We start from the raw sequence: 14133 nt of genomic DNA, 5'->3' as shown, positions 1-14133 counted from the left end.
TTGGTGTATCAAGTGTTCGCAGGAGGCAACGCGTGTCCACTCGCAGTTTTTCGCGCGGCGCTGCTGCGCCAACCCTCAAGGATTTGGCTCGGCTGGCGGGCGTTTCACCGATTACCGCGTCTCGTGCGTTGCACCGTCCGGAGCTGGTGGCGGAGTCCACACGTTTGCGGGTGCAATCCGCCGCGGAGCAGTCCGGCTACGTGCCCAATTCGTTGGCAGGTGGTCTCACTTCGCGCCAAACGCGACTGGTGGCGGCCATCGTGCCGACCATCGGACACTCGCTGTTCTCGGACATGGTGGGTGCGCTGATCACTGCACTGGCTGAAGCGCGGTATGAGACGACGCTTGGCATTTCCAGCTATGACGTAGAACACGAGGAGACCTGGCTTGCCGCCATGCTCAGCCGACGTCCTGACGGGGTGGTGCTCACAGGGACCGAGCACACGATGCGCACTCGTCGCTTGTTGCTCAGCGCCGATATTCCGGTCGTAGAGCTTTGGGATTACATACCTCACCCTATGGACGCGGCCGTTGGGTTCTCGCAAGAAGAGGCAGGTCGCGCTGCCTTCCACCATTTACGTGCCTGTGGCTATAAGCGGCCGGCCATTCTGCGCGCCGATGACAGTCGCGCGCAGCGTCGCGCACAAGGTTTCTTGCGGGCGGCTGCCGAACTGCAGGCGCCAGAGCCGGTGCAAGTGGTGTTTCCTGAGCAAAGGCCGCAGCTCGGCCGTGGGCGCGAGGCACTGACTGCCTTGCGCGCCAAGTGCGACCATGCCGATGCCGTTTTCTGCAGCTCCGATGCTTTGGCGCAAGGCGTACTTGCGCACGCCCATGCGCTGGGTCTGAACGTACCGCAACAGCTGGGTGTTATGGGATTTGGCGATCAGGCGCTGGCAGTCGATTGTGTCCCGGCGCTCTCGACTGTGCGAATTGATGGCGCCAATATTGGCCGCCTAGGTGCGCAGGATCTGATTGCGCGCATGCGCGGGGGCCAGCCAGAGCCGGCCCGGGATGTGGGCTTTGCGGTGATTGCCAGAGCCAGCACGGCATTGAAAAGCTAACTAGCAGGGCACCCGTGGCGTTGGGGGTGTTTGCTGGCCACGCAGGTACAGGCAAAGAAAAAGCCGTCGCCGGGCGGTTAAGGTTGCCCGGGCGATGCGGGGTTAGCGGCCCTCGTGGGCGACGAAGTGCCAGCGGGCGCGGGCCGGGTCGATGGCGTCGCAGCGGTCCATGTAGAGGCTGCGCCAGCGGTGCGAGGCGTCGAACGTGGAGTCCGACTGGTCGCCGGCGGTCATGCACAGGCCCGAGCCGTGCAGTTCGACACGGCCGTCGTCGTGGATGACAAAGCGTTGCAGCGCCTCGGCATCAAGAAACGGCGTGCGCTCGCCGCAGCCGCGCGGCACCACGGCGGCGCCCGGCAGTGCCCGGCCGTTCAGGCCGGCGACGGTGGCACAGGCGTTGTAGGCGGGAAAGCGGATGCGGCCGTTGGCCTCGATGGACACGGCTTCGTCCTCGTAGAGGCCGGGCTTGCAGTTGTGCGCGGTCATCGGCAGGTCAAAGCGGATGTGGGGCCCCGAGCCGACGATGTCCAGACAGTAGCCGTCCTGCGGGCGGTCAAGGCTATCGATCAGCTTGAAGTGGCCGACCGCCGGCGTTTGCCGGGCCGCTGGCGCGGAGCGCGCGTCTTTGGGCTCGGCCGCAAAGGCCGAGGCGGCGAGTGCCAGCAAGGCCGTCAGCGCCGTAGTCGCCATGGTCGTGGGTGCGTGCATGCTCAAACTCATGCGCATGGGTGCTCCGCCTTGGGCAGGCACTTGACCCAGCCGATGAAGGTGTCCATGTAGGTCTTGAGGAAGTCGTGACTGGCGGCGCCGACGTTGCCTTCGGCGTCGAGCAACTCGGGCGTCCAGCGGATGAAGGCCTCAGGCTGGCCCAGCGTGGGCATGTTCAGGTAAGCCAGGATGTTGCGCAGGTGCTGCTGCGCCATCGAGGTGGCGGGGCCGCCCGCAGCGGTGCCGATCACAGCGGCCGGAATGCCCGACCAGGCGCTGGTGCCGTAGGGGCGGCTGGCGCCGTCCAGTGCGTTCTTGAGCAGCGCCGGCACCGAGCGGTTGTGCTCGGGCGTGACGAACAGGATGCCGTCCTGCGCGCGCACGGTGTCCTTGAGCTGCTGGAAGGCGGCCGGGTAGGCGGCGTCGTCGTCGCGGTTGTAGAAGGGCAGCGCGGCCAGATCGATGAAGGTGAACTCGGCCTCGTTCTGGGCCAGTTTCACCAGCGCCTGGGCCAGCTTGCGGTTGATGGACGACTGACTGTTGCTGCCAACGATGACGCCGATGCGGAGTTTGCTCATGAAGGGCTCCTTGGGTGGTTGCAGAAAGAGAGGAAAAGGCAAGTGCAGGCAGGTTGGGCGCTCAGTCCAGCACGCCGTGGGCGAGGAAGCGGCTCTCGCCATCGACGATGGGCGCGGCCAATGTGTCGGGCAGCACGGCATCGAGCGCGGCCGAGTATGGCTGGGCCAGGTGAGCCTCATGCGCGGCGGCGCTGTCCCAGCGCTCGATCAGCACGTAGGTCTGCGGCGTGAGGGTGTCGCGGTAGATCTCGAACACGGCGTTGCCAGGGGCCGAGCGGGCGTGCGGGAACACATCGCGCCAGGCCTGCACGAAGGTGGCTTCGGCCTCGGGTTTGACCTTGAGCACCACCAGCACGTTGCGCGACGTGGCAGCATCGAGCGGGGCGCGGCGCGTGGCGGCGCCGGAGGGCTGCACTTCGACCAGCGTGTGCAGCGTAGACGCTTGGGCACCTGCGGTGCGCACGGCATTCTGCACGGCGGTCAGATGGGGCTGGCTGTCGTGCTGCGCGATGGCGGCCTGGTCGGCCCAGCGCTCGAACAGCAGCAGCGTTGGCGTGCCGTCTTCGGGGCGGAACACCTCAAACGAAACGTTGCCGGGCTCGGCGCGCGAAGCCTGCGCATTGGCCTGCATCACTGTGGCAAATTCGTCGTAGGCAGCGGGGCTGAGGGCGATGGTGCTGAACAGCGCAGGCGCGTCGGCGTCGGCATTGGCCGCAGGGCTTGGCGCGGTTGGCGTGCTTGAGCACGCAGTCAATGCGCACATCGCGATGGAAGCGGCGAACAGGCCCAGGCGGGGCGATCGGAACATGAAAACTCCTGTCAAAGTGGGGTGCGGGCAGGCTAGGAGGCGTCAGACGATGTCGTCGACCACGCCGCCATCGACGCGCAGCGCGGCGCCCGAGGTGGCCGAGGCCTGCTCGGAGGCGACGTAGACCACCATGTTGGCCACTTCTTCGGTGCTGGCCGGGCGCTGGATCACCGAGCTGGGACGGTGGGTCATGACGAACTCGCGCCCCGCCTGCTCCAGCGTCTTGTCGGTGCCGGCGATCTGCTTTTCCAGCATGGCAATGAAGCCATCGGACGTGGTGGGGCCGGGCAGCACCGCATTCACGGTGACGCCGCTACCGGCCACGCGCTTGGCCAGGCCGCGCGAGAGGCTCAACAGCGCCGTCTTGCTGACGCCGTAATGGATCATGTCGGCTGGAATGTTGCGCGCCGACTCGGACGAGATGAACACCACTCGCCCCCAGCCGCGCTGCACCATGGCCGGCAGCAACGCCCGCGACAGTCGCACCCCCGACATCACGTTGAGCTGCCAGTAGTGCTCCCAGGTGGCATCGTCGGTGTCAAAAAAGTCCAGCGTGCCGTAGGTGCCGGCGTTGTTGATCACGATGTCGATGGGCTGGCTGCCCACGCCGTCCAGCAGCATCTGCACGCCGGCGGCGTCGCCCAGGTCGGCGGCGACGGCATGTACCTGCGCATCGGGCGCGGCTTCGCGTAGCGCCTGCAGGCCGCGCGCCACGCTGGCCTCGTTGCGGCCGTTGAGGATCAGGCGCGCACCGCTTCGGGCCAGCCCTTGCGCGATGGCCAGTCCGATGCCGCCGGTGGAGGCGGTGACGAGGGCGGTCTTGCCGGAAAGGTCGATGTTCATGGGGACTCTCCTTGTGTGAGCGGGAGCGGCGCCAATGCGGCCAGTGGGTGGGGCATGGCACCGTCCCGAATGACCTCCGGCCGCGCGGGCCGAGGGGTGCGAAGCTGCCTGCTTGCAGCTCGGGTGCTGCGTGTTGTAGCAGCGTTGAGGCTTACGGCAACCGGTAGGCGATGACGTAGTCGCCGCGGTTGTCGTTGGTGCCGGTGCGCGTAGCGCCGCCAGCGACCACCACCACGTACTGCTTGCCATCGGCGCCGACGTAGCTCATCGGCGCGCCCTGCCCGCCCACGGGCAGGCGGCCGCGCCACAGCTCTTCGCCGGTGTCGTTGTCCATGGCGCGCACGTAGTAGTCGAGCGTGCCGTGGAAGAAGGTCAGGCCGCCGCCAGTGACCAGCGGGCCGCCCATGGTCGGCATGCCCAACGGAATGCGCACGCCTGGCACGATGCCGTGCACTGGCGCATCTTGAATCGTGCCCATCGGCACCTGCCACTTGGTCTCGCCAGAGGCCAGGTCAATGGCGCTCAGTGTGCCGAATGGCGGCTTGAAGCAAGGCACGCCCAATGGCGAGATGAACATGGAGCGCTCAACGCCCCATGGCGTGCCGGTCTGGGTGGAGTACTCCCCCTCAGTGCTTGGCTTGAGGCCGATGCGCAAGGCCTCGTCCTGCTTGATGAAGCGGCCCCACTGCGCCATGCGGATGTCGTTGACGATCAGCGTGCCAGTGGCCGCGTCGAGTGCGCCGCCGCCCCAATTCATGCCGCCGTAGTAGCCAGGGTAGATCAGCGTGCGCTGCTTGTCGGACAGCGGGGTGAATTCGCCCTCCCAGCGCATCTGTTTGAACTGGATACGGCAGTAGAGCTGGTCGAAGATCGACGCGCCCCACATGTCCGATTCCTTGAACGGCTCGGTTCCCACCGAAATGGCCGAATGCGGCTGCGTATCGGCCACCTGCATGCCGGGCATCGCGTCGGTGGAGACCTTGCGGTACTCCACCGGCACCACCGGCGTGCCATCGCGTCGGTCGAGCACGAACACCTGACCACGCTTGGTCAATTGGATCACCACCGGAACGACACTGCCGTCGGCTTTCTTCAAGTCGTGCAGGATGGGCTGCGACGACACATCGTAGTCGAACTGATCAATGTTAGCGGTACGGAAGTGCCAGCGCTCCTTGCCGGTCTTCAGTTCCACGGCCACGATCGAGTCGTTGTACTCGTCGGAATAAGGGTGGCGGTTGCCAGTCCAGAAATCGGGCGTCTGGTTGCCTGTGGGAAAATAGGCTAGGCCCAGTTCGGGGTCGTAGGCGGCCGTGCCCCAGAAGTTGGGTGTCTCTGGCGCGTAGGTTTCGCCGGCGGGCAGCGGGCTGCTATCGCTGGCGCCACGAGCGGCATCCCAGGCCCACAGCAGTTCGCCGGTAGACACGTCGAATCCACGTACTACGCCCGAGGGCTCGCCCACCGTGAGGTTGTCGTTGAGGCGCCCACCCACCATGACCACGCCATCAGCCACGAGCGGTGCCGAGGTGACGTTGTAGGTGCCCTCGTCACTGGTGGCAGGGGTGGGACTCAGGCCCACGGTCAGATCGACGAAGCCCTGGTTGCCAAAGTCCTCGCACAGCTTGCCGGTCTGGGCATCGAGCGTGAACAGGCGCGCGTCGATGGTCGTGCTGACGATGCGCTTGCGGCAGGTGGCTGGCATGGCTGTGTTCGCCTCCGTGGTGTGTCCATCGGGCGAAGGGCGTAACTGATCCAGATCAGCGTAGCCGACGCCCCGGCAGCGCTTCCAGCCGCGAGTGCTAGCGGTGATCTTCGGTTGGGGGTCGTACCGCCATTTTTCCTGGCCGCTCACGGCATCGACGGCGATCACCTTGTTCAGCGGCGTGCACAGGTACAAGGTGTCGTCGATCTTGAGCGGCGTGACCTGATACTCAGCGCCATCGACGGCCAAGTCGCCGGTGCGGTAAGTCCAGGCCACCTGCAAATCCTTGACGTTGGCCTTGTTGATCTGATCGAACTGCACGTAGCGGTTGCCACCCGTGTTGCGGCCCCAGGCCGGCCAGTCGTTGCCGCTGTCCTGACCCGCATCAGGGTGGACGACCGGGGCACTGGCGTCCGGTTTGGCGACCACCGTAGGGTGCGGGCGGAACATGCCGGCGAAGATGCCGACGATGCCCGCCAGCAATACCAGCGCCAGCGCGCCAGCGGGCTTGCGGCCCAGCGCGGGCCGGTCGCCGACGTCGCCATCACGGTAAAGGCGCGGCGCGGCGATGGCGGCCACCAGCGCCACCACCAGGAAGGCGATCGAGCGCGGCACCCATTGCCAGAAGTCGGTACCGACTTCGCTGAATGCCCAGATCGCGCTGGCTAACAGCAAGGCCAACGCCAGCCACAGCGCCCAGGCGCGTGCGCGCACCAAGCCTACACCCACCCCCGCCATGGCAAGCCCGGCAAACAGGTAGAACCAGGAGCCACCCAGGGCGATCAGCCAAGCCCCCCCTGCGGCAAGCACCAGACCCAGGAGGGCCAGCAGCCCTCCGACGATACGCATCAGCAATGGCGAGCGTTTGGAAACCGTAGCCATAGGAACCTCTTTTTTTTAGTTACAACGCATGTCGCCCTGGCCTTCTGCGGGCTTGTGCGACAGTCGGGTATCAGCCGGGCGCTGCGATGTGCGGCCCAGCCAGAGCGCCACGGCCAGTGCTGCCATGGACAGCAGCGCCGCGACGGCATTGGGAGCGGCCAGTCCAAACCCGTGTGCGATCACCAGTCCGCCCAGGGCGGCCCCGATCGCATTGCCAAGGTTGAACATGCCGATGTTGACCGACGAGGCCAGGTTGGGTGCGCCGGCAGCGCTGGCCTTGTCCATCACCAGCTTCTGGATGGGTGAGACGCTGGCAAAGCCAAACGCGGCCATCAGGAAAACGCAGACCGATGAGGCGACGCGGCTGTCGACCAGCAGCCAGAACGCCAGCAGCACCAGCGCCTGGCCGCCCAGGGTGACGTAGAGCACCGGCATCAGCGCGCGGTCGGCAAAGCGCCCGCCCACCAGGTTCCCGATGAACAGGCCGAGTCCGAACAGAAACAGGATGAAGGTCACGCCGTTCTCACCAAACCCGGCCACCTCGCGCATCATCGGCGCGATGTAGGTCAGCGAGGTGAAGAAGGCGGCTGGGCCGAGCACGGTAATGGCCATCGCCAGCAGCACGCCGGGGTCAAGAAAGGCGCTCAGCTCGGGGCCCAGGCGCGGCGGGTCGCGGCGCACGGTATCGCGCGGCAGCCAGGCAACCAGCGCGATCAGCGTCAGCACGCCAATCGCCGCCACCGCATAGAAGGTGGCGCGCCACGACACGGCATGACCCAGCCAGGTACCGGCCGGAATGCCGGCGAGGTTGGCCAGCGTCATGCCGGTGAACATCAGTGCGATCGCGCTGGCACGGCGCTGCGGCGGCACCAGCGAACTGGCGATGATGGCGCCCACGCCGATGAAGGCGCCATGCGCCATCGAGGTGAGCACGCGCCCGGCCAGCGCCCAGGCAAAGCCCGGCGCGGCCGCGGTCAGCAGGTTGCCCAGGATGAACACGACCATCATCAGCACCATCAGCGTCTTGCGCGGCAGGCGGTTGCCGAGCATGACCACGGCCGGTGCACCCACGAACACGCCCAGCGCATAGCTGGTGGCCAGGTTGCCCGCTGCGGGCACCGAGATGCCGAACTCCTGTGCCGCCAGCGGCAGCAGACCGGCGATCACAAACTCCGTGACGCCGATGCCAAAGGTGCCCAGCGCCAGTGCCCAGATCGCCAGTGGCGTGCCGCCAGCTTTTTGCAGTTCAAGCGTCTCCGAACTCATGCGATCGCCGCGCCGCCATCCACCAGCACGGTCGATCCCGTGGCGTAGGGGGTGGAAGCCAGGAACAGGATGGCGTTGGCGATGTCTTCGGGCTGACCCGTCACGCGCGCCGGCAGCGTGGCAGCAGCGTTTTCGTACATCTTCTGGCGCTCGGCCTCGGGCATGCCGCTCCATAGCGGCGTGGCGATCATGCCGGGCGAGACGGCGTTGACGCGCACCTTCTGCGGCGCCAGTTCCAGCGCCAGGCCGCGCGCCAGCGCTTCGAGCGCGGCGTTGATGGCGCCTTGCAGCACCCAGTTGCCGGGGCGCACGCTCAGGAAGCCTGAAATGAAGGTCAGCGTGCCGCGCTCGCGGATCGAGGCCACACGCGCCACGCGGTAGGCTCCCCAGAACTTGCTGTTCATGGCGCTATACGCATCGGCCAGCGGCAACTCGCGCACCAGGCCACCGGGTGTCTGGGCGGCGGTGACGACGACGTGATCGAAGCTGCCCGCCTGGGCGAAGTAAGCTTCGACCGATGCATCGTCGGTGGTGTCGAGCACGGCAGTCTGTACGGGGTGCGTCACGCCAGCGCCGATGCGCGCTGCAGCGGCATCCAGATGCTGCTGATTGCGCGAGGCGATCACGACCTGCGCGCCGGCTTGAGCAAAGGCCTTGGCGGCAGCTTCGCCGAGGCCAGAACTGCCTCCGACGACCAGAATGCGCTGTTGGTCAAACGAATGCGACATGAGGAAACTCCTGATCTTGGTTGTATCAATCGGCTACGCCCGCTATCCACTTCCGCACTGACGATCGTCGAGGTTTCGACGTCAACCCAATCAGGCTTTACTGAATGCCGTGCTACGAATGCTCGAGGCAAGATGAGCACTGATAAATCACTGATGGATAAATGAGCAGAAAATCATCTGAAGCAGTGCTGCAACGCAATCTTATCATTTATAAAATAATATATAATACTTAAAATAATCAATTGTTAATTCTTAATTTAAGAATAATGGATCAAATCAGTCTTTTCCGTCTATTCATTACCATTGCTGATAACGGCAGCTTGGTCGCTGCGGCTCGTTCACTGGCGATCGCCCCTTCAGTTGCCACACTCGGGCTGCAACGTCTGGAAGAGATGGTCGGTGTGGTGCTGGTCACGCGCACCACACGGCGCCTTTCACTGACCCCGGAGGGGGAGCGATTCCTGCTCGACTGCCGGCGCATCCTGACGGAAATCCAGGAGGCGATGGACTCGCTATCCGATTCAGGGCCGTTGCGTGGCGACATTCGTGTGACTGCCACGAGCGACTTTGGCCGTAATAGTCTGGCGCCGGTAATAGATGGCTTCATGCGGTGTCACCCCGAAGTCCGCATGTCGCTGTTCCTGAGCGACTCCGTGCTTGACCTGACCGAAGCAGGCTTTGACGTGGCCTTGCGTATGGGATCGCCGAGCAAATTGCACTCCGACAACCGATTGCTGGTTCGCGGCACCCGCCAGGTGTGCGCATCTCCCGACTATTGGAAGCAAAAAGGCAAGCCATCTCACCCCAATGACCTTCTGCATCACAATTGCATGGTGCTTGCCCGGCCCGATGCGCCGCAGTCGCAATGGCACTTCCAGGACGGCAGCCGGGATTTTGCTGTTCGAGTCAGCGGCGACCGTACTGCCAACGAAGGCAACACACTGCGCAACTGGGCGATTGCTGGAGCAGGAGTTGTTCTGAAATCCAGCATCGACATTGCCGCCGATGTCGCGGAAGGGAGGCTTGTGCCTGTGCTTGAAGAATATGAGTTGGCGGAGCCCAATCTTTACAACCTCTACGCCGTCGTTGCTCCCGGTCGTCGGCAGAGTAGACGCATCAGAGCTTTCGTTGATTACCTGCAGAACAGCTTTGGGCATGGCATAAGGCGTCGCTGGCGAGATTGACGTAAACCTTTTGGGGCTCGGTCAGACACCTTTAAGTTTGTATGTCGAAGCAGTCGATGCGGTAACGTTGGTTCCGAACATGCTGATGACCTGCCCCCTGGGCTGCTGCCACTGGATGACTGCCTCTACACAGCTCCCGCACTTGACGCGTTCCTCGCTGCATTGCTGCCTGCAGCGCCATGGCATCTCACGGCTGCCCGAAATCAAGGGCGACCCGATCGGCTACGTCCATGTCGACATCGCCCAAGTACAGACGGCCGAGCGGAAGCTCTATCTCTTCGGAGCCATCGATCGAACCTTAAAGTTCGCGCTCACCGAACTTCATCCCTAGGCCGACAAGATGACGGTAGCGCAATTCCTGCGCAATGTGATCGAGGCTGTACCGTACGTCATTCATACGGTGCTCACCGACAAGGGCATCCAATTCACCAACCGCAGCTCAGACCGGTATGCCTTCAAGCACATCCTCGGTGGAGTCTGCGAGGAGCATGACATTGAACACCGCCTGACCCAGGTCAAGCACCCTTGGATCAACGGTCAGGCCGAACGGATGAGCCGAACCATCATCAAGGAAGCCACCGTCAAGCGCTTCCTCTACTACGATCACGCACAGCTGCGGCAGCACCTCGTCAACTTCATCGATGCCGACAACTTCGCTCGCATGCTCAGGACACAGAAGGGCCTGACACCCTGCGAATGCATCTGCAAGCAGTGGACAACCCGAGCCCGAGCGGTTCAGAATCCATCCGATCCATCTAATGCCGGGACTGAGCATCTAGCGAATCGATGGTTCTGCAGACCTCCTGACACCGCATGTGCTGATGATGTCAGGAGGTGAAGCTCGGGCGCGGGGTGTGCCACAGTGAACTATGGGGACGCACGTCGTTGAAATCGTGCCGCCTTTGGGCGATCTCCTGATATGTCTGTACCAATGTTTCGAACGATTGTTCGTCCAAACACTCGTGTCGAAGCTTGCTAGGCGCTTGATGCAGGCTCTTTGCGGCACACTACCTGCATCGATAGAGATAGATGATGCCGAATGCCGCGTGAAGCAACCCACGTCATGAAATCCCGACAGGTGAGTGCTAGCTTGGTCCCGCTGTATAGAGAAACCGTTACTGCGCAACCTTGCTCTTGGATACAGGCTTCGTGGAGATTCTGCTTTCTGTCGGCTACACAGCGGCTACATGGAGCGCGTCGCAAGAAAAAAGCACTTACCGCTTTCGCGCCAAGTGCTTGATTTCAATTAAATTCTATGGTGGGCCCTGTAGGGATCGAACCTACGACAAACGGATTAAGAGTCCGCTGCTCTACCAACTGAGCTAAGAGCCCTTTGCTTGCTCCACGACTACGGCAGAGCAATTAAGGAAGGCATGATTATAGGCCAATTTCACGGCACGACGGAAAAACCTGCAAAAAATGAACCATTAAGGGGAAAGAAAGTGGTCAAGCCCGCTGCGTCATCCCATCGGCCAGAGGCATTCGGGAGACTGGCGCCTGCGACAAGTACCGCGCCTGCAAGGCCTCTTGCTCCTGTGCGCGCAGGCCAAGCCCGTCCTCCAGAAAAGCCGGCATGCCGCCGAAATGCCTGTCGATCTCACCATAGGCGGCCTCCAGGAAAGTGGGGGCGACCCGCCACAGCACGTTGAGCACGCCTTCTGGCAGCACCAGCCCTGACAGCGCCGGACGCAGATAAAGCGCATTGGTCAGCAGATAGTCATGCATGATGGCTGGCTGCGCCACCCCTAGCACCTCCAGCAGCAAGGCTGCCGCAAAGCCGGTGCGGTCCTTGCCAGCGGTGCAGTGGAAAACCAATGGTCCCGGCGCCTCAAGCAGCAGTTCGAAGAACCGCCGGTATTGATCGGTATTGTCGCGCACGAATGCCGCATAGGTTTGTTCCATCAACGCATGCGTCGCGGCCTCATCCAGTTGCCGGCCCGCCGTCTGCAGCGCATGGATTTCCTGCACGACCTGGGGCTCGATGGGCAGGTGCCAGCGCGTCACACCCGCCATTTCATACGCATTGGCCCGGCTCTCACGCTCTCCGCGAAAGTCGATCGCATCTCGCACTCCCAGCGTTTTGAGGACCTGCCAATCCGCCGCCGTCAGGCCGGAAAGATGGTCCGACCGATACAGCGTGCAGAGCCGCACCTGTCGTCCATCCCGCGCGGGATAGCCGCCCAGATCGCGGAAGTTGCTGGCGCCCTGCAGCGCCACCGCCCGCCGTTCCGCCAACGCCTGATCAGCTTGCGACTCATACATATCGTGAATTATTGCAACCATGACTTGATATTGACGCCTTGAAACAGAACAGACATGCTGGCAAACATCTTGCCAGCGCCAGCCCATCTTGAACACTTAGGCAAAGCCCGCAAATGGAGGCACAATCGATAGCCTGCATCATGTGCCCCGCCATATCGCCGCCCCGCTACATCGGGCGCTTTGCCCCTTCCCCTACTGGCCCACTGCACCTGGGCTCGGTCGTCGCAGCGCTGGCCAGCTGGCTCGACGCCCGCGCCGCCCAGGCACAAGGCTTTGCCAGCCAGTGGCTGGTGCGCATCGAGGATGTCGATACGCAACGCAGTCGGGCGGAATTCGGACGCTACATTCTCGCGCAGTTGGAAGCCCTGGGCCTGCAGTCGGATGCTCCGCCACAATGGCAAAGCACCCGCCATCGCATCTATCAACAAACCCTCGATGCGCTGCGCCAGCGCAGCTTGACCTACCCTTGTAGTTGTTCCCGCAAGGACATCGAGCAGGCCTGGGCTGCACGAGGCATGCAGCGCTTCCGATTCGAGACCCTGGCATATCCGGGCACCTGCGCGCAACGGACGCAAGTGTCACCGGTCAGGGCATGGCGCCTGCACACGGCAAAGGCGCAGGCACCCGACGCCATAATCGCATGGGAGGACCGCAGACGGGGCCTACAGCAGCAGGACGTAGCCAGCGCTGTGGGCGATTTTGTGCTGCTGCGCGCCGATGGCATGTGGAGCTACCAGCTCGCCTGCGTGGTCGATGACGCTCTGCAGGGCGTCACGCACATCGTCAGAGGAGAAGATCTGCTCGACAACACCGCGCGCCAGATCCTGCTGCAAAAAATTCTTCACCACCCACAACCGTCGTATCTGCACATCCCGCTCGCCCTCGATGGTCGTGGCGAAAAGCTCTCGAAAAGCAATGGCGCACCCAGCATCGATGCAAAGCAACCGCTGGTCGTGCTGTGCCAGGCCGCAGAACGCCTCGGCCTGCCGACATCGAACCTTGGTCCCAGTCATCGGCCGAGCGATGCGCTGCAGAGCTGGGTCCACGCCTGGCCGCAGCGCTATCCGCTGCCGAGCAGGGGGGCCTGAACATCGACACATCCATTGCCATTGCAGGCAGGAAGCGGATCGAGTCCGGGCATTCTTTCGGGCACAATTTCACCCATGCAAGACCACAGTCCATCCCCAGGCACGGAAGCCAGAACCGTCTCGGCGACTTCCGGCGAGCACACCCGACACCACAAGAAAATCCGCAGCTTCGTCATGCGGGCCGGTCGCACCACGACCGCCCAGCAAGAGGCGCTGGATACACTGAGTGCGCAATTTGTTCTGCCCTACCAGGATCAGGCCATCGACTTGGCCGCGGCATTTGGAAGGGATGCCGACACCATCCTGGAAATCGGCTTTGGCATGGGGGATGCCACCGCGCACATTGCCCGCCAGCGGCCCGATGAGAATTTTCTGTGCTGCGAGGTGCACATCCCTGGTGTCGGCGCGCTGCTCAAGCGCATCCGCGATGAAAACATTCAGAATATCCGCATCATTCAGCACGATGCGGTCGAAGTGCTGCAGAACATGCTGCCCATGCAGGCACTCAGCGGGGTGCATATTTTCTTCCCCGACCCCTGGCACAAGAAACGGCACCACAAACGGCGCCTCATTCAAGCACCGTTCATCGAACTGTTGCTTCCGCACATTCGGCCTGGCGGCTATCTCCATAGTGCAACAGACTGGGAGGAATACGCCCAGCAAATGCTGAGCGTATTGGAGGCCAACCCGGTCCTGCATAATCTTGGGCAGCTCGACAGCGGTTATGCGGAACGCCCCTGGTATCGCCCCATCACCAAGTTCGAGCAGCGCGGTCGCCGGCTCGGCCATGGCGTGTGGGATGTTTTGTTTACCACTTCTCCATCGGCGAACTAAAACATCCAGCCGGATCCATGGAAAAGGCGCCATACAGGCGCCTTTTCCATGACTGTCCTTCTGCTGCGGTGCCAGCTCGTCCTCGCCGAATTCTTGGGTAATCCGGCATATCAGCAAAGCGAAACCCCCCACAGGGACGACCTGAGGGGGGTTTTCAATAGGAGCCTGACGATGACCTACTTTCACACGGGA

13 protein-coding genes, 1 tRNA gene and 1 pseudogene are annotated in these 14133 nt (G+C 63.2%); 5 read left to right on the top strand and 10 right to left on the bottom strand.

From position 1 onward, the window contains the following. Positions 1–32 precede the first annotated feature (32 nt). Positions 33–1061 carry a LacI family DNA-binding transcriptional regulator gene (locus EV687_RS10915; RefSeq protein ID WP_122228878.1) on the top strand — a complete coding sequence of 343 codons (1029 nt, stop codon included), beginning with the start codon at positions 33–35 and terminating at the stop codon, positions 1059–1061. Positions 1062–1163: 102 nt separating this feature from the next. Here EV687_RS10915 and EV687_RS10910 read toward each other — a convergent pair whose 3' ends face one another. From EV687_RS10910 to EV687_RS10880, 7 genes are all read right to left on the bottom strand, one after another. After that, the gene (locus tag EV687_RS10910; RefSeq protein WP_207226442.1) at positions 1164–1769 is read right to left on the bottom strand and encodes an RICIN domain-containing protein; all 606 of its coding nucleotides are present in this window, start codon (positions 1767–1769) and stop codon (positions 1164–1166) included. Positions 1770–1777: 8 nt separating this feature from the next. Continuing rightward, a complete protein-coding gene (locus EV687_RS10905) occupies positions 1778–2347 on the bottom strand; it encodes an NADPH-dependent FMN reductase (protein ID WP_122228880.1) in 570 nt (189 codons plus the stop codon). A 61-nt stretch (positions 2348–2408) separates the two neighbouring features. After that, positions 2409–3155 carry a putative quinol monooxygenase gene (locus EV687_RS10900; protein WP_122228882.1) on the bottom strand — a complete coding sequence of 249 codons (747 nt, stop codon included), beginning with the start codon at positions 3153–3155 and terminating at the stop codon, positions 2409–2411. 42 nt (positions 3156–3197) lie between these two features. Continuing rightward, positions 3198–3998: an SDR family NAD(P)-dependent oxidoreductase gene (locus EV687_RS10895; protein ID WP_122228884.1), complete on the bottom strand. Its 801-nt coding sequence runs from the start codon at positions 3996–3998 to the stop codon at positions 3198–3200. A 151-nt stretch (positions 3999–4149) separates the two neighbouring features. Further along, positions 4150–6579 (bottom strand): membrane-bound PQQ-dependent dehydrogenase, glucose/quinate/shikimate family, encoded by a 2430-nt coding sequence (locus tag EV687_RS10890; RefSeq protein ID WP_122228886.1) that lies wholly within the window; start codon positions 6577–6579, stop codon positions 4150–4152. Between the two features lie 15 nt (positions 6580–6594). Continuing rightward, entirely contained in the window at positions 6595–7845 is a 1251-nt protein-coding gene (locus tag EV687_RS10885) for an MFS transporter (protein WP_122228888.1), read from the bottom strand. After that, positions 7842–8573 (bottom strand): SDR family oxidoreductase, encoded by a 732-nt coding sequence (locus EV687_RS10880; RefSeq protein ID WP_122228890.1) that lies wholly within the window; start codon positions 8571–8573, stop codon positions 7842–7844. The genes EV687_RS10885 and EV687_RS10880 overlap by 4 nt, the downstream gene beginning before the upstream one ends. A 266-nt stretch (positions 8574–8839) precedes the next feature. Here EV687_RS10880 and EV687_RS10875 point away from each other — a divergent pair, with 266 nt between their 5' ends. Beyond that, positions 8840–9757 (top strand): LysR family transcriptional regulator, encoded by a 918-nt coding sequence (locus EV687_RS10875; RefSeq protein ID WP_122228892.1) that lies wholly within the window; start codon positions 8840–8842, stop codon positions 9755–9757. Positions 9758–9859: 102 nt separating this feature from the next. Beyond that, a pseudogene (locus EV687_RS10870) lies at positions 9860–10536 on the top strand (DDE-type integrase/transposase/recombinase); the annotation flags it as partial. A gap of 48 nt (positions 10537–10584) precedes the next feature. Here the strand turns inward: EV687_RS10870 and EV687_RS19390 are convergent. From EV687_RS19390 to EV687_RS10855, 3 genes are all read right to left on the bottom strand, one after another. Next, complete coding sequence (locus EV687_RS19390; protein ID WP_122228894.1) at positions 10585–10749, bottom strand: integrase core domain-containing protein; 165 nt, start codon at positions 10747–10749, stop codon at positions 10585–10587. A gap of 264 nt (positions 10750–11013) precedes the next feature. Then, positions 11014–11089 (bottom strand) — tRNA-Lys (locus tag EV687_RS10860). A 114-nt stretch (positions 11090–11203) separates the two neighbouring features. Further along, a complete protein-coding gene (locus EV687_RS10855) occupies positions 11204–12106 on the bottom strand; it encodes a tyrosine-protein phosphatase (RefSeq protein ID WP_341273261.1) in 903 nt (300 codons plus the stop codon). 53 nt (positions 12107–12159) lie between these two features. On the opposite strand from EV687_RS10855, the gene gluQRS reads away from it, so the two are divergent. Next, a complete protein-coding gene (gluQRS, locus tag EV687_RS10850) occupies positions 12160–13107 on the top strand; it encodes a tRNA glutamyl-Q(34) synthetase GluQRS (protein ID WP_122229029.1) in 948 nt (315 codons plus the stop codon). 75 nt (positions 13108–13182) lie between these two features. Next, the gene (gene trmB / locus EV687_RS10845) at positions 13183–13941 is read left to right on the top strand and encodes a tRNA (guanosine(46)-N7)-methyltransferase TrmB (RefSeq protein ID WP_122228898.1); all 759 of its coding nucleotides are present in this window, start codon (positions 13183–13185) and stop codon (positions 13939–13941) included. Positions 13942–14133 lie beyond the last annotated feature (192 nt).

Source organism: Corticibacter populi (assembly GCF_004217315.1).
Taxonomy (GTDB): Bacteria; Pseudomonadota; Gammaproteobacteria; order Burkholderiales; family Burkholderiaceae_C; genus Lampropedia; species Lampropedia populi.
Note: the sequence above shows the minus strand (reverse complement) of the source record. Positions and strands in the feature narration are given on the sequence as shown.